13 protein-coding genes are annotated in these 16,232 nt (G+C 42.5%); 7 read left to right on the top strand and 6 right to left on the bottom strand.

What is annotated here, in order from left to right:
• Positions 1 to 289 precede the first annotated feature (289 nt).
• Positions 290 to 1,150: a sigma-70 family RNA polymerase sigma factor gene (locus BMX56_RS24855; protein ID WP_090652399.1), complete on the top strand. Its 861-nt coding sequence runs from the start codon at positions 290 to 292 to the stop codon at positions 1,148 to 1,150.
• A 422-nt stretch (positions 1,151 to 1,572) separates the two neighbouring features.
• On the opposite strand, the gene BMX56_RS24850 is transcribed toward BMX56_RS24855, so the two are convergent.
• Together BMX56_RS24850 and BMX56_RS24845 are read right to left on the bottom strand one after the other, a co-directional pair.
• Positions 1,573 to 1,764 (bottom strand): cold-shock protein, encoded by a 192-nt coding sequence (locus BMX56_RS24850; protein WP_090652398.1) that lies wholly within the window; start codon positions 1,762 to 1,764, stop codon positions 1,573 to 1,575.
• A gap of 149 nt (positions 1,765 to 1,913) precedes the next feature.
• Positions 1,914 to 3,851, bottom strand: a complete 1,938-nt coding sequence (locus tag BMX56_RS24845) for an alpha-amylase family glycosyl hydrolase (protein ID WP_090652397.1) — start codon at positions 3,849 to 3,851, stop codon at positions 1,914 to 1,916.
• A gap of 396 nt (positions 3,852 to 4,247) precedes the next feature.
• On the opposite strand from BMX56_RS24845, the gene BMX56_RS24840 reads away from it, so the two are divergent.
• Positions 4,248 to 6,428, top strand: a complete 2,181-nt coding sequence (locus BMX56_RS24840; RefSeq protein WP_090652396.1) for a TonB-dependent receptor family protein — start codon at positions 4,248 to 4,250, stop codon at positions 6,426 to 6,428.
• 58 nt (positions 6,429 to 6,486) lie between these two features.
• Here BMX56_RS24840 and BMX56_RS24835 read toward each other — a convergent pair whose 3' ends face one another.
• Together BMX56_RS24835 and BMX56_RS24830 are read right to left on the bottom strand one after the other, a co-directional pair.
• Positions 6,487 to 6,855 (bottom strand): response regulator, encoded by a 369-nt coding sequence (locus BMX56_RS24835; RefSeq protein WP_090652395.1) that lies wholly within the window; start codon positions 6,853 to 6,855, stop codon positions 6,487 to 6,489.
• A gap of 169 nt (positions 6,856 to 7,024) precedes the next feature.
• Positions 7,025 to 7,597, bottom strand: a complete 573-nt coding sequence (locus BMX56_RS24830) for a thymidine kinase (RefSeq protein ID WP_090652394.1) — start codon at positions 7,595 to 7,597, stop codon at positions 7,025 to 7,027.
• 255 nt (positions 7,598 to 7,852) lie between these two features.
• Here BMX56_RS24830 and BMX56_RS24825 point away from each other — a divergent pair, with 255 nt between their 5' ends.
• Genes BMX56_RS24825 through BMX56_RS24815 form a run of 3 tightly spaced genes read left to right on the top strand, consistent with a single transcriptional unit; the run spans position 7,853 to position 9,548 of the window.
• On the top strand, positions 7,853 to 8,860 hold the full coding sequence (locus BMX56_RS24825) for a hypothetical protein (protein ID WP_143065525.1): 1,008 nt from the start codon (positions 7,853 to 7,855) through the stop codon (positions 8,858 to 8,860).
• A 24-nt stretch (positions 8,861 to 8,884) separates the two neighbouring features.
• A complete protein-coding gene (locus tag BMX56_RS24820) occupies positions 8,885 to 9,265 on the top strand; it encodes a DUF1634 domain-containing protein (protein WP_090652392.1) in 381 nt (126 codons plus the stop codon).
• 52 nt (positions 9,266 to 9,317) lie between these two features.
• A complete protein-coding gene (locus BMX56_RS24815) occupies positions 9,318 to 9,548 on the top strand; it encodes a KTSC domain-containing protein (RefSeq protein ID WP_090652391.1) in 231 nt (76 codons plus the stop codon).
• 116 nt (positions 9,549 to 9,664) lie between these two features.
• On the opposite strand, the gene BMX56_RS24810 is transcribed toward BMX56_RS24815, so the two are convergent.
• Positions 9,665 to 12,103, bottom strand: a complete 2,439-nt coding sequence (locus BMX56_RS24810) for an outer membrane beta-barrel family protein (RefSeq protein WP_090652390.1) — start codon at positions 12,101 to 12,103, stop codon at positions 9,665 to 9,667.
• Between the two features lie 277 nt (positions 12,104 to 12,380).
• On the opposite strand from BMX56_RS24810, the gene BMX56_RS24805 reads away from it, so the two are divergent.
• Entirely contained in the window at positions 12,381 to 13,700 is a 1,320-nt protein-coding gene (locus tag BMX56_RS24805; protein ID WP_090652389.1) for an alpha/beta hydrolase, read from the top strand.
• A 93-nt stretch (positions 13,701 to 13,793) separates the two neighbouring features.
• Here the strand turns inward: BMX56_RS24805 and BMX56_RS24800 are convergent, their stop codons facing one another.
• Complete coding sequence (locus BMX56_RS24800) at positions 13,794 to 14,267, bottom strand: DinB family protein (RefSeq protein WP_255369914.1); 474 nt, start codon at positions 14,265 to 14,267, stop codon at positions 13,794 to 13,796.
• A gap of 84 nt (positions 14,268 to 14,351) precedes the next feature.
• Here BMX56_RS24800 and BMX56_RS24795 point away from each other — a divergent pair, with 84 nt between their 5' ends.
• Positions 14,352 to 16,136, top strand: a complete 1,785-nt coding sequence (locus BMX56_RS24795; protein WP_255369913.1) for a DUF885 domain-containing protein — start codon at positions 14,352 to 14,354, stop codon at positions 16,134 to 16,136.
• Positions 16,137 to 16,232: the final 96 nt, after the last annotated feature.

Genomic DNA, 16,232 nt, shown 5'->3' with positions numbered 1-16,232 from the left:
TATTTTTGACACAATAATAGCAATTGAATGCGTATCTTTGTGAATCCATTTAAGAGAGATCACGATTGATTATACACTTACCGGTAACTGCAACATATTTCAATACGGTAAACACCGCGCATCCTACTGCAATAGTATCAAAAAGCCAACCCCTGCATCATCAGTATCCCGGGTTCAGAAAAAATTTAGGAGCACCGTTAAATGATCATATTTTTATAGAGCAGGTTAAACCAACCGTGTAAATTCTTATCGGACATATAATTAGCTGAAATAAATCTATTCAATAAAAATGAGACAACTCAAAATATCCCAATCCATTACCAATCGTGAATCTCAGTCACTTGAAAAATACCTTCACGAGATAGGTAAAGTAGATTTAATATCTGCCCAGGAAGAAGTGATCCTGGCGCAAAAGATCCGTGAGGGCGACCAGGCCGCATTAGAGCGTTTGACAAAAACAAACCTTCGTTTTGTGGTATCTGTGGCAAAGCAATACCAAAACCAGGGCCTTACTTTAGGCGATTTAATTAACGAAGGTAACTTAGGTTTAATTAAAGCGGCTAAACGTTTTGACGAAACAAAAGGCTTTAAATTCATTTCATACGCAGTATGGTGGATCCGCCAATCTATATTATCTGCCGTTGCCGAGCAGTCACGTATCGTGCGTTTACCTTTGAACCAAATTGGTTCATTAAGCAAAATTCATAAAGCGGCTTCAAAATTAGAGCAGGAATTTGAAAGACAACCAACACCGGAAGAACTGGCCGAGGACCTTGAAATATCTGTTGATAAAATTGCCGATTCATTAAGCAATGCAGGCCGCCAGGTATCTATGGACGCTCCGTTTATACAGGGTGAAGAAAATACCTTGCTTGATGTTTTGCAAAGCACCGATGCAGCAACCGATACCGAACTGATGATGGACTCATTGTCACAAGAGATCAAACGCTCATTAGGTATCCTTGCCGAACGCGACCGCGAGGTTATTATCCTTTTCTTTGGATTAGGTGGTTATGCCGCCCATTCGTTAGAAGAAATTGGCGAGAAGTTTAACCTTACCCGCGAGCGTGTGCGCCAGTTAAAAGATAAAGCGTTGATGCGTTTACGCCACAACTCAAAATCAAATCTTTTACAATCGTATTTGAACTAAACGATTTAGCAGATTATAAGGAACGCGAATGATGAAAATTGTTCGCGTTTTTTTTGTGATTACAATTCCCCCTCCTGTCATGCTGGGTTGTAAAATTTCGCGAAATTCTGAGGGAAGAATGACAATGATTTCTCCCTAGTGTCATGCAACTTGTTTCAGCACCCCATGTGCTAAGTATACTTCATGCGGGTCACTTGTCTTGTGGAATCCTGAAACAAGTTCAGGATGACTACCGTTTTTTAACTTGTCATGGGTATGAACGAAGGATCTGCATACCTATGCAATATTCGTCATGCATCGTTCGCGAATATAAGCTTCGTTCCTCAGCATGACAGCCTTTTTTGATACAAAACTTTACCCCAAAAAAAAGCATCTGCTCTTTAAGAACAGATGCTTGTACGATTATAATAATAGTTTATTTATTAACCTACTTTTACATTTACCGCATTTAAGCCTTTTTTACCTTGTTCTACATCGTAGGTAACGCTATCGTTTTCACGGATAGTGTCGATAAGGCCTGAGGCATGTACAAAAACTTCGGCACCACCATTTGTTGGTACGATAAATCCGAATCCTTTGCTTTCATTGAAAAATTTTACTGTTCCTTGCATTATATTTTTATTTAATTAGGCGAATGTACAGTTAAATAATTAACAATCTGTTATAAATAAGGCAATTAAAGTTTTATCGCGTAAAAAAAAATTAAATAACAAAGGCCCCGGGATTACCGCGGGGCCTTTATTATTAGCATGTTAGCCTGCTATTAGTGTGTTAAAGCAGCGCTGCTGTACACATGATACTCGCCTGGCGCAAGTGTTACCGGCATGGTTGCCGAGGTAACATTTAACGTTGTCCCCGTTAATGCATCGGTATAGGTACCGGTTGACGGAAAGGTAATGTTGGCGGTTTGCGTTACCACATCAAAGTTTCCTAATACTTCCACATTGGCGCTGGCATCCTTTAACTGGATACTTTTAACATAACCTGATAAATCGTATACATAATTTGTTGATGCAAATACTGCGTTCTTTTTATGTAGGTTAATCATTGCCGAATACACTTTATATAGTTGCACGCGCTGGGCATCGGCAAAGTAGTTCCACAAAATAGGTTTATTACCTGTGCGGCCATTCAGGTCAATAGATTTATCGTAACCCAATTCGCCAAACTGCCATAACATTTTAGGGCCCGGTACCGAGAACAGGAACGCCGCAGCCATTTCTTCGCGTTTTAAGCCGGTTGCAATATCTTTAACATTATAACTACCCGAAGCGTTTCCATAGCTTTCATTTTTAAACATCAAACGCTCTTCGTCATGGCTTTCAAAGTAACCCACCAGTTGGTATGGTAGGGTAAAAGTATGCTGATCGTAAAAGATGCCTTTAAAATCCCACCCCGTAATGTAGCCCATGGTAGCCTGGTTGGCTGCATAATTCAGGTTGTTCCAAAGCATCATGCCCTCACCGGATAGTTCTTTTTCTTCCTGGTTGGCGGCAAAATGTTCCAATATCACGTAAAAGTTATTGTTATCAATGCTTTTAATGTAATTATTGTAATCTTTCCATATGGCAACGCGGCTGGCATCATATTGGCCCCAGGGACCTACCGCGGCATCGCTGGTACCATAATTTACCTGTGTGAAGCCCTTAGAAAGATCGAACCGGAAACCATCTATCTTATACTCCTGCATCCAGAATTTGAGCACATTTTTTACAAAGTATTTGGTAGCGGCGCTCTCATGATTAAACTGGTACCCTACGTTGTATGGGTGTGTAGGGTCTACATTGTACCAGGGATTGTTTGCTGCCGGCTTGCCAGCGGCGGTATTAAAATACATTTGCACCATTGGCGATTGACCAAACGAATGATTTAACACCATGTCCTGAATAACCGCAATACCTCTGGAGTGGCATTCGTCGATAAATGCTTTTAAGGCATTCTTAGTGCCATAATATTTATCGGGAGCAAAGTAAAACGAAGGGTTATATCCCCATGAAAGGTTACCTTCAAACTCGTTTATGGGCATCAGCTCAATGGCATTTACACCAAGTTTGGCCAGGTAGTTTAACGAATCTTTTAAAGTTTGATAATTGTGGTTGGTAACAAAATCGCGCAGCAATAATTCATATATCACCAGGTTCTTTTTTTCCGGCCGTACAAAGTTTGGCACCTTCCAGCTATAAGCAGGCTGGTTGGCCTGCATCACACTTACATTTCCGGTTGTTTTGCCGGTTGGGTAAGCTTTTAAACCAGGATAAGTAAGGGCATCTATATAGCTGTCATTATTAGGATCGAGCACTTTTTGGGTGTACGGATCGGCTACTTTAAGCGTGCCGTCAATCAGGTACTGGTAGGCATACTCGATGTTTGGATCAAGGTTGTCAATCTGAATCCACCAGTTTTTGCCATCGGGTGTGTGGTTCATCGCATATTTGGCATCGGCTGTCCAGTTATTGAAATCGCCAATAACGCTTACAGATGTTTTTGATGGCGCGTATAAATTGAAAATAACCGACTTGCCCGAGTTGATGTAAGTAACGCCATCAACAGCGCCCGAAGGCAACGCTTTACCACCCGGTACCACTGTTGTGGTATCTCCGGGAACGTTCCCGGAATTATCTCCGGAAGAAGGCTTCTTGCATGAAGTAGATCCAATCACTAAAAAGGTGACCAGCAAAAAGTAAACATTTTTGATTATCATATATTTTGCGTTTATAAAATTGGCCGTATAAAAGTAACCTGAATTTTCTATTTTAAGTATAACAACACCTAAAATAAATTTCTCAAAAACAGCAACTGGGGTTATGCTATGAAAACCAAGTGTTTACAAAAGTATATAATTAGGTTTTAAGAAACAATAGGCGCTACCACTTTCAGATAACCGGATTTCGTGATCGAGACGCTGCGCGGCAGACCGGATGCTTGCTACTTTAACGGCGCCATATGCACAGCAGCATGAATATTTTTAAATAAACCTGTCAATCCACAAAAATTATACTTAGCATTGTGCTTATTTAGAATCATTCTTGAAAAGAACATTCGCCATAGTATTGCTTAATCATTCCAGGTTATACGCCTATACTATCAATTTAAACTTATGAACAATTTTTATAAAATAACCCTATTTATACTATCCATCGTGGCGTCCGGCTATGCCCAGGCGCAAAGGAGCACCAGGGATACCCTGCACCTGGATAGTGTGATTATTAAAGAAAGCAGAGCAAAATACCTGTCCAATGTGCAGGGTACTTATATTTTTGCAGGTAAGCGTACGCATTTAATTTACCCTGATGCCGGTAAAATTACCCTTGTCAATAACTCCGCCCGAATGCTGTTTGCCAAAGTGCCCGGCCTTAATGTTTGGGAAATGGATGGCGCCGGTTTGCAATTAAACATAGGCAGCAGGGGGACCGATCCGCACCGGTCTATCGAGATGAACATGCGGCAAAACGGATACAATACCAACTCCGACGCATTTGGCTACCCCGAAAGTCACTACAATGTACCCTTCCAGGCCATTGGCGAAGTACAGTTTGTACGGGGCTCGGCCGCGTTACAGTTTGGCCCCCAGTTTGGCGGCATGGTAAACTATAAAATTAAAGAGGGTGACAGCACCAAAGTTTTTGGTTTTGAGAGCGAACAAACTGCCGGTTCAAATAACTTTTTTAACTCCTACAATGCCGTTGGCGGTAAAGTTGGCAAACTGAGCTATTATGCCTTTTACTCCACCCGCCGGGGCGACGGCTGGCGGCCTAACGCGGCTTTTGATTACCACTCGTACTATGCCAATATCAAATACCAGTTTAATAGCAAGGGCAGCATAGCATTGCAGTTTTCACGATCAGATTATGTGCAGCAAATAGCGGGCGGCTTAACAGATGCGCAATTTGCGGCTGATAACCGGCAATCATTCAGGGCCAGGAACTTTTTCAACCCCGAAATTAATATCCCGGCTTTGTTATTCAATTACGCGTTTAACAGCAATACCCGGTTAGAGATTACATCGCATGTGGTATTTGGCCAGCGTAACAGTGTGCAGTTTATCAATACGCCTAACATTAAAGATACCGTTAATGCCGGCCTGAAAACATTTAACCCACGCCAGGTAGACCGGGATTATTATGCAGGCTTTACTACCGAAGCACGTTTACTGCATACCTACAAATTGGGTAATCTTAAAAGCGCCTATACCACCGGGGTAAGATATTTTGAAGAAACCACCAAACGCAAGCAAAAAGGTGTAGGCACCATCGCCTCCGATTTCGATTTAACGCTGGTTAAACCTTATGGAATAGATTTAAAGCTCCACTCTATCAATTATGCAGCCTTTGCCGAGAACATTTTCCAGGTTACGCCACAATTTACCATAACGCCGGGAGTACGGTACGAAGTCATCAAATCGACAACATCGGGCGTTATCAGTAATGCAACCTTCCCCATTGGCTATAAAGGGAACCGCAACTTCCCGCTATTTGGCACGGGGTTACAGTACCAGTTCGGGAATGGCAGCCAGCTATACGGCAATATATCGCAGGCTTACCGTCCCTACCTGTATGCGGCCGTTACTCCTGCTGATAACCTGACAGTGATTGACCCTAACATTAAAGATAGCCGGGGATATGATATAGATATGGGTTACCGCGGCAACGTAGGTGCTATACTTAGTTTTGATATTAATGGCTTTTATGTACGCTACAACAATAGGGCAGGAACGCTCACCCAAACCGACGCCCAAAATGTAAGCCATTTGTATTTAACTAATATAGGCAATGGCGTGGCCAAGGGCATCGAGGCATATATCGAAGTATCATTACTCCGTTCGTTTAATGCCCGTGCCGGCAGCGATATCCGTTTGTTTAATTCACTGGCTTATACACATGGGCGCTACGTCACCGGGGCAATTAATCAGGCAGGTAAAAACATCAGCCTGGCCGGCAACCACCTTGAAAATGTGCCCGACTGGATAAACCGTACCGGCCTTACTTTTTTAAGCGGCCCTGTGAGCAGTACCCTGCAGTTGAGTTATACCAGTAAAAGCTACAGCGATGCCAATAATACGGTATTCAACTCAACCGGTGCTACTGGGATAGTACCCGCTTACCATGTGGCCGACTGGGCGTTCAACTACCGGTTTTTTAAAAACTACCATATCAGCGTAGGCATCAATAATCTGTTTAATGCCCAATATTATACACGCCGTATTAACATGTACCCCGGGCCGGGCATTTTGCCGGCAGATGGCCGCACATTTTATGTAGGCTTTGGAATTAAGCTTTAAATAAAAAAAAGGCCTTCCGAGACTGTGGAAGGCCTTTTGGGCTTTATTGTTTTACAAACTATTCTAAGTGTTTTTTTACTGTCCTGGTTAGCTCGGTTAAATCGAAAGGCTTTTTAAGGTAGCCGTTAGCACTGCCCGCTTTGGTAATTTCTTCAATATTGTTTACTGCAGATATCATGACAACCGGTATATGACTTGTGGCTGGGTCGCTTTTAAGGCCCTTGCTTATTTCCTGGCCGCTGGCATCGCTTTTCCAGTCGGTAAGCCAGTTATCCAGCAGAATAAGGTCCGGGTTTATCTCTAAAAGCTTTTTAAGGATCCGGGCATTGTCCGAGGCCACAACTTCGTAACCTTCCTCTTCCAGAACGTACGCTATGGTATCCCTGATGTCTTTATCATCTTCGATCACTAAAATTTTCTTAGCCATAAGGTATTGATAGTTAAGACCGAATATAGTTAACTTTAATTAAAAATTATAAAATTTTCCTATAATTCATTTAAAATTAAACAGGTCCGGTGCTATAATAACAAACAGAATACCTTTTGTTTTGGCAATTTGGCTTATACCCCAAAAAAACTTTAGGCTATAAATTACCTTAGCTATTATAACAAATGCGGCAGCGAGGTTCGTAGCTTTCTTTTTCGCCCAAAAGGATTCGGGCGTTATCGGGTACAAGGCGATAGGAATACAAAGCGGGGTTGCCGCATTGCACACAAACGGCATGCAGTTTGGTAACCGATTCGGCAATGGCCATAATGGCTGGCATGGGGCCAAAAGGGCGGCCCTTAAAATCCATGTCCAACCCGGCAACTATTACGCGGATGCCTTTATTGGCCAGTATATTGCAAACCTCGGGTAATTGGTCGTCAAAAAATTGCGCTTCGTCTATCCCTATCACGTGAGCATCATTAGTGAGCAGCAATATAGCCGATGCACTATCAACAGGTGTTGAGCTAAACCTGTTGGCATTGTGCGAAACGATGGCATCGTCGCTGTAACGTGTATCTGATTTTGGGCTAAATATCTCTACTTTTAGTTTAGCAATTCGTGCACGGTTTAGCCTGCGGATAAGCTCTTCGGTTTTGCCCGAAAACATCGATCCGCATACCAGTTCAATACTGCCACCTGATTCACTTTTACGCCTAAAAACATCTTCGTGGTAAACCATTCTTTAAATAAAAACCTAAATATTAAACTCTAAATCCTAAGTCCCAAACGCTAAATCTCAAAAACCTGGTGTGATTGCCAAATCTCGATATTAAAACCTTGCCTCCTTAACCCGAAAAGAAAAAAACGGAAGATGTAAAACAAAGCAACTGATATTCATATTGTAACTATAGCATACAACGTGTATGGTATAGCACGGCGCCAAATATCAGAATTTTATCCTATTTTTGGTAAGCATTTTCCCAACATTGAAGCCATGAAGCAAATGGATATTTTTAAAAAGATTGGTGGTATTTTACAAGAGCTTAATGACCAATATGATTACCTGAAAGCCGAAAACAGCGATTTGAATGAACTTGAACTGGAGCTTTTTGTAGCTAATGCCCATTTTTTAAAAGATCATGCCGAAATACTGCGCAAAATACATGAGCGCAAAACCACGCCAGCCGATAAACCGGAACTGGCTATAATTAAGCCGGAGCCTGCAATTGAAAAACCCAGGCCTGTGGTTACAGCCACACCGGTAACAAAGCAAGAGCCATTACACGAACGTCGCTTTTTTGAACCTATGGTTCAGCAGAAACCGGTGGGCGAAACCAGGCTGGAATTAACCAATGAAGCCGAACCTCCCGTTCATGTACCCTATAACCCGGTTAAACCCGAAATAGAGCTGCCTGCCCCTGCTAACGAAGAACCAACCCCGGTAATTAACCTGGAGGCAGATAGCACCGAAGATCCTTATACATTTGAAAGCGAGGGTTCAGAAACTCCGGAACAAGAAATAGTGTTGGATGAAGCCGGTGAACCAGAGGAAGAAGTAAAACCATTGGAATCCGTTACCCTGGCCAAGCCGGTGATTGAAAAACCAGCACCCGCGCCACTACCAGACCTATTTAAACCGATGGTGGCTAAAGTTGAACCTGTAAAAGAAGAGACTGATAAAGTACTTACCTTTAATCAAAAAATATCGGCGCAAATAGCAGAGCGGGACAAAAACTTGCCTACATCAGCTAATGCGCTGCCCATTACCGACCTAAAATCGGCCATAAACCTGAACGATAAACTACTTTATATTAAAGACTTGTTTAACGGTTACAGCCTGGCCTACAGCGAAGCTATTGAGATAGTAAACCGCTTTAATACCTACGAAGAAGCCGAGCGCTTTTTGAAAACTAATTACGTTGCCAAAAACAACTGGGAAGGTAAAGCCGCAACCGCAGAGAAGTTTTATAACTTGCTGAGGAGACGGTATCCTGCTGTTTAGTCGATGAATAATGACCACAACTAAATGACCAAATTTAAGGATACCGACATGCAAGCCATTATAGGCTGGATATTGCGTGCAGGCGTATTAATATCCATGAGCGTTGTTTTTATTGGTGGAGTGTTGTACCTGTACAGGCACGGGCAAACCCAGGTAGACTATAGCACCTTTAAAGGTGTGCCCGATTTTGTGGGGAGCGTTGGGGGGATTGTGCACGGTATTTTTACCGGCCGTGGCCGCGCCATTATTCAGGCCGGTATTATATTGTTAATAGCTACCCCCATTATACGGGTGGTGTTTTCGGCCATTGGTTTTGTAATTGAAAAGGATTACCTGTACCTGGGCATCACCATGCTGGTGTTGCTGATTATCGTGGCCAGCATGCTGAGCGGGCATGCAGGATAAAAGTATTTAAAACCTTTTTATCTTTTGCGCATTGTATTAACTATAAAGTATTATGCAAAAGCAAGTTATGCAAAGGCAGTCGGTACAGTCATCGGCATTGAATAGCGCAGGCTACGATCCTTCTTCTAAAATATTGGAACTTGAATTTAGGGATAGCGGAGGGGTATGGCAATACTTTGGCTTTTCAAATGCTTCCTTCAAAAAGTTCATCAGTGCCGAATCATTAGGGCATTTTTTTGTTACCCAGATAAAAGGTAAATATCCGGAGATCCGGATCAGGTAAGCTCAATTTGAAACTCCAAAATATATAATTCTAAGCCCGGGTCTCTGTTTTTTACCCTTGACTTCGGGTTTTCGACTGAATACTATCCTCCATTTCACTGTTAACACAACATTACCTTAATTACCGGTACGGCGCTGCTCATCATCGCTACCTGTATTGTGTTTAGTGGCCGATTTAACCGATGTTTTACCAAAACGATACGAAAATCCAATTCGCACTATCTGGGTTTCTTTTTTATTGTATTCCGATAGATCGATGTTTTGGTACATGGCATGATTGCGGTCGCGGTCAGTATTAAAAACATCATTTAAATTTATTTTAATACTTGCGCGTTTGTTAAAAATACTTTTGCTGATGCCGGCATTAACCGCATAGCTTTGTTTAAGTTGGTTTACACCGTATAAAGTTGGCGATTCGTACCTGCCGGTAATTTCGGCAGCTATGGTGCTGCTAATTGCAAAGGTTTGGGTGCTGTTAAAAATAATGTCCAGCGATGCTTTATTAAAACTGCCATTAACCGGGTAAGCCTTGTAGCGTATATATGATGCATCTAAATTAAAATTTGCCGACCACCATTTGGTAAATTGTACAGGCGCGTAAAATGATATTCCGTATACGTAAATATGGCCAAAGTTTTTACGCTCGGTTATATTAACCTTGGTGGTATCGTTTTGCCGGTAAACCGGAAAATCGTATGCATCATTGGTTTGGTTGTAATATAACGTAGTGATAAAGGTATCGTTGTAAGTATGCGATAGCTGGATGGTACTGGTATACTCGGGTTTTAAATTTTTATTGCCCGACCGGTAATCGTACGGATCGGTGTAATATAAAAACGGGTTGATGTCCTGGTAATCGGGTCGGTGGATGCCGCGGTTGAAACTTATGCCGAAAACGTTTTTTTGGTTGTAAGTATAACTTACCTGTGTTTGCGGAAACAGGTCAAAATAGTTATAGTAAGTAGTTGTCCATGTGCTGCTTACCGAGCTTCCTTTTGAATTGGTGTTTTCGGCCCGCAAACCGGCCGTAATATCCCACTTGCCAACTTTGTTAATGTAATTAATATATCCTGCGCTTACTTTTTCGATATACAAAAAACGGTTGCTAAAATCAGGATCAGCTTTATAAACATTGCCAACCCTGGGCCCAAATGTAAGGTTGTTATCGCTTTTGGCATAGTTGTATTTTGCACCTGCCTCAATGCGCGAAGTTTTGGTAAGCGGGTTTACGTAGTCGGCTTTAAACGTCCAGATGTGGATGCCGGAGGGCGAAATATTTTGCAATTGCTGGGCGTCCCGGTAATTGCTGCCACCGGGCGTATAAAAATTGTTGGTAATAAACTCATTGGAATGGCGGCTATAAGTAGAGTAGGTAGCATCGGCCGAAAGGCTTTTGCCGCTTTTATCCAGTTCGGCGTTATAATTAATATTATAATTTAAAAAGCTGCTGCCCCTGTCAAGGTTGGATTGTGAAATGATGATAGAATCCAGCTTATTTTGATTGGATATTTTTAAAGTATTATCTTTTATAAATTTACTATCGGTTACTATACCGCCCACCAAAAAACCAATACTTTGCCCTGGCGACAACGAATAATCGAGCCCGGCTTTAAAATTGTGGTTTTGTGTTTTTTGGATATTATGATAGGCTACATTGTAGTTACTTAAGGTGTCGTGGTAGCTGATATTCCTGTCGGTGTTAATGATGCGCGTAGTTTTATTATCATCAAAAGTATAGTTGCCAAATACGTTAACCTTTGTCGTCCGGTTATTGAAAAGAATGCCGGCCCTGCCTTTGGCATATTTGCCATATCCGGCCCCGGCAGTTAAAGTACCGTTGGTTCCTACATTTTTTCCCTTTTTTAGCACAATGTTGATAATGCCGCCACCCGATGCATCATACTTTGCCGATCCACTATTGATGATTTCTATCTGATCGATGGTGCTGCTTTGCATGCTGCGTAACAGGTTGTTAAGGTCGTCGCCGGTTAAATTAGTGGCGCGGCCATCAATGGTAATAAGGGCGGGTTGCCTGCCGGTAATGCTTAATGATTCTTTATCGCCCCCCACATGTACACCCGGCGACTGGCGCAGCACCTCGTAGGCCGAATTGCCATCGGCCAGGATACTGTTTTGTACATTAAGCACAATTTTGCCCGGCTTAACCTGTATGTATGGCCTGCGGGCTATTACGGTTACATCCTTAAGTTGGGTGCTGGTTTGTTTGAGGGTAATGGGTGGCGCTCCAAATATTTGCCCGGCAACTAAACTAAATGGCCCTGCATAAACTTTAGCGCTGCCTATCTGGCTTGCCAAAATAATGTAACTGCCGGGTTTTATATTGGTTAGCTGGTAAGATCCTGTTTTATCGGCCAGGGTTGATTTAATGATGGCAGAATCGGCCGCCAGCATGAGCACAACAGTGGCTGCCTCGGCAGGGCTGTTGGTTTCTGTCAAAACTTTACCCTGAATTACCGAAGATTTTGTTTGTGCAAAAGAACCATAGCACATTCCGGTAAGGATTGCAAAAAAAATGCCTCCGAATAAAACCTTCATTAATAGTTGATGTAGAAATTTGCGATAAAGTAACGTTTAGAAAATGTATCGCAATATAACACAAAATACTAAACTGATAATATCATTATAATTTGTTTTTCATGATATATTAATATTGGCGTTGCCAGCCCTGCTATTTATGATTTGTGTATAACGCTGCAAGTGTTCATAACAATGCTTTATCAAAATAAATATAGTAAATCAATAAAAAGGAAACCGATACGATTTTTCTTAATTTCGCATCAAACCGGCAATAGCCCTTTTTGAATATCATAACATGAAGAAAGTTAGTTTTTTAGTACTGATGCTTTGTTTTGCAGGCCGCATATTTGCACAAACAGAACCTGCAAATTATAAAGTTGCGCTTAACAGGTTTATACATTTGTATAACACCAACCAGCCCGATAGCATTTTCAACTACTTTAGCCCCGAAATGAAAACCAGCCTGCCGCTTGAAAGTTTTAAAACCACCACGCTGCAGTTAAAAGCGCAAATGGGGAGCCTTGATCGTACCGATTTTGTAAAGTTTGCAAGCCCGATAGCTTCATACAAAGCAGCGTTTAGCAAAGGGACCTATTTATTAAATATTGCCTTAAATGATAAAAACCAGTTTACAGGTTTGTTTTTAAAGCCGTTTGAAGGCGTACCTGCCGATGTAACAGCTTCAACTACCAGTAGTCCTGCTGTTACATTTGCAATGGATCCATCTGTTGAAGAGACACCTGTATTGGTAAAAAACCTTGCCGGCAGCATATCGGGTACTTTAACTATGCCCAAAAACGTAACCGGGAAAATACCTGTAGTAATTATTATTGCCGGATCGGGCCCTACAGACAGGGATGGTAACAGCCCTAAATTGGGCCTGGCCACAAACGCCTATAAAATGATTGCCAATGAATTGGGAAAAAGCGGGATAGCGTCCCTGCGGTATGATAAACGCCTGGTAAGCAAAAGTGTAAGTTCGACCACAGAAGACCAGCTGCGTTTTGAAGATTATGTGGAAGACGGCGTAAACCTGATTAATTTTTTAACAGAGGATGAGCGTTTTTCGAGGATCATTATACTGGGGCATAGCGAGGGCTCGTTGGTGGGTATGCTATCGTCAATAGACCAGCCGGTTAAAGGATTTATATCCGTTGCCGGCGCCGGCGATTCGGCTGATAATATTCTTACCGAGCAAATGAAATCTCAGCCCACCCATATCTCGGAAGGTTTCAAGCGGATGCTCGACAGTTTAAAAAGAGGTAAAACAACCGATAATATCGATCCGTCCCTTTACTTTATAGCAAGGCCGGGTATTCAAAAGTACCTGATGTCGTGGTTCAGGTACGACCCTACCCGGGCTATCAAAAGGCTTAAAATTCCGATTCTGATAGTGCAGGGCACTACAGATCTACAGGTAAAAGTATCTAATGCAGAAAAACTGAAGAAAGCCAAATCAGATGCTGTGTTGGATATCATCCCCGAGATGAACCATGTTTTAAAAGAAGCGCCGGCCGACAAGGATAAAAACCTGGCCACTTACAAAGACCCCGATTTGCCCCTCAAACCCGAATTTATAAAGTCGGTTATCAGTTTTGTAAAGCGGGTGAGGTAAGCGCCTCACCTAAATCCTCTCCAAAGGAGAGGACTTTAAAAATGAATAGCCAAAATTCAACCTTTCGTTCCCCCTTCAGGGGGGTAGGGGGCTTCACCACGCGTCCAGCAATCTCCTGATCACAATAATCTCTGCGATGTGATAAGCCATATGATCGGCTGCTTGCAGAGCTTCGCGTAATATGTTTTGTCCGTCGCCGTGCGGGATTTTTGTAAACAAATTGCCGGTTTTAACAAGATTTATCAACTCATCAAGGTCTTTGTCAATCTGTTTTACCGATTTTTCCCATGTCTCGTCGCTTTCCGGCCCGGTTTCTTTTGGCCAGTAGCCATTCGGCCATTCGGGCGATTGGTGGCTGCCATCTTTACAAAACTCCAGCATGTCCCATTGTGCAATCCGGATATGCTCTAACAGTTGCCAGATGCTATACGGGAGTTTATCAGGTTTTACACTCCTTAACGCTTTGGGCAAATTTTGTAATGCTTTTTTTATGTCGGCATGCGCATTTCCGCCTTGCAACAGATGAACTACCTCATCTATCAATATTTCATGATCATTATTCATCATACCCAAGGTAACAAAATAGTTTACGGTTTGATTTATTCGGCTTAAATGTTTTAAGTTTATGCGGCATTTTAATTCAATTATCCCGTGATCAAAAACGTTTTATTAAAAATAACACTGGCCGTTGTATTTTTCATGGTGGCTTTAACCGGCTGCAAAAAAGAAAGCGCCGGCCGGGGGCCCGATTTCGCTAAAGACGATGCGGCTTTCACCGTTTATGAAAACTCGTTCCTCGAAAATTTATGGAAGCTAAACCCCGATTGGGCAACAACTGCCGGATACCATAAATACGATAGCTTACTATATATCCCTAACGATCAAAGCCGCGATAAAATGCTTGATTTTGCCAAAGTGCAAATGGACTCCCTGAGCCGCTTTGATGTAAATACACTTAACGAAGGTAACCGCATTGATTACAACATGATGCAAAATCAGCTGGATTATGCACAGTGGCAGATAAAGCAATTAAAAAGCTACGAGTGGGATCCATCATCCTATAATGTAATCAGCACATTTGCTTATATCCTTAACGAGCACTATGCGCCGCTGCAAAAGCGTTTGCGTAACTTTTACCAGCGCATGTTAAACGTGCCGCTGTTTTATAAGGATGCCGAAAAACAGATTAAAAACCCGGTAACCGAACTGATGAGCCTGGCCATTGAACAAAACCTGGGCGGATTGGATGTGATAGGAAAAGATTTTGCCGATTCGCTGCAAAAAACCACTATCCCCAAGGCCGAACAAAAGCTGATGGTTGACAGGGCCGCGGTTACCGTTAAAGCGATAAAGGATTACGTCGAATGGCTGAAGAATTTAAAAAACGAACATCCCCGCAACTTTAGGCTGGGGCGGGAACTGTACGAAGATAAATTTAAGTACGAGATTGTGGCAGCCAAAACCGCGCAGCAGGTTTACAATACTGCTGTACAGCGTAAAAAATATGTTCACCAGCAAATGGCCAAAATAAGCAGGCAGCTATGGCCAAAATATTTTGGTAAAAAGGCGATACCTGCTGATAGCCTGGAAATGATAAGCCAGATGATAGATACCCTATCTGGAAATCATGTTAAACCGGATGATTTTCAATCGGCCATTGTGCAGCTGATCCCGAAGCTGAATAATTTTGTGCGGACAAAAGACTTGTTAACACTTGATGCAACAAAGCCGCTCATCATCCGCAAGGAGCCTGGCTATATGGCCGGTGTTGCCGGCGCGTCCATGAGCGGGCCCGGTCCATATGATAAAGATGGTAATTCGTACTATAATGTGGGTAGCCTTTCGGGCTGGCCTAAAGAAAAGGCGGAGAGCTACCTGCGCGAGTATAACCAATACATCATCCAGATATTGAGCATTCATGAAGCCGTTCCGGGGCATTATGTACAGGGGGGGTATGCCAACAGGTCGCCAAGTATTATAAAAGCCGTATTTGGCAATGGCGCTATGCAGGAAGGCTGGGCCGTATATGCAGAAGAAATGATGCTGAACGCCGGTTATGGTAACAATGAGCCCGAAATGTTGCTCATGTGGTACAAATGGAACTTGCGATCGGTATGTAATACTATTTTAGATTATAGCGTACACAGTGGCAACATGACTAAAGAGCAGGCTATTAAAATGCTCACCACCGAAGCTTTTCAGCAACAGGCCGAAGCTGATGGCAAGTGGAAGCGTGTAACCGTGAGTAGCGTACAGCTCACCAGCTACTACACCGGCTATAAAGAAATTACCGATTTGAGGGACGCCTACAAAGAAAAAATGGGCGATAAGTACAAGCTAAAAGAGTTTAACGAGAAATTTTTAAGCTACGGCAGCGCACCGGTAAAATTTATAAAGGATGCCATGCTGGCCAAGCAGCCAGCGAAAAAGGAATAAGGATACTGTATATGGTTAGCCTACTGAAGCTGATGAAGCCAAATTCTGTTAATTCTTAAATCCTGAAAATTTTGATTCAGACAAAGGTGTTAGGAA

This window comes from Mucilaginibacter sp. OK283 (assembly GCF_900110415.1).
Lineage (GTDB): Bacteria > Bacteroidota > Bacteroidia > Sphingobacteriales > Sphingobacteriaceae > Mucilaginibacter.
This window is presented reverse-complemented; position numbering and strand designations above follow the sequence as displayed.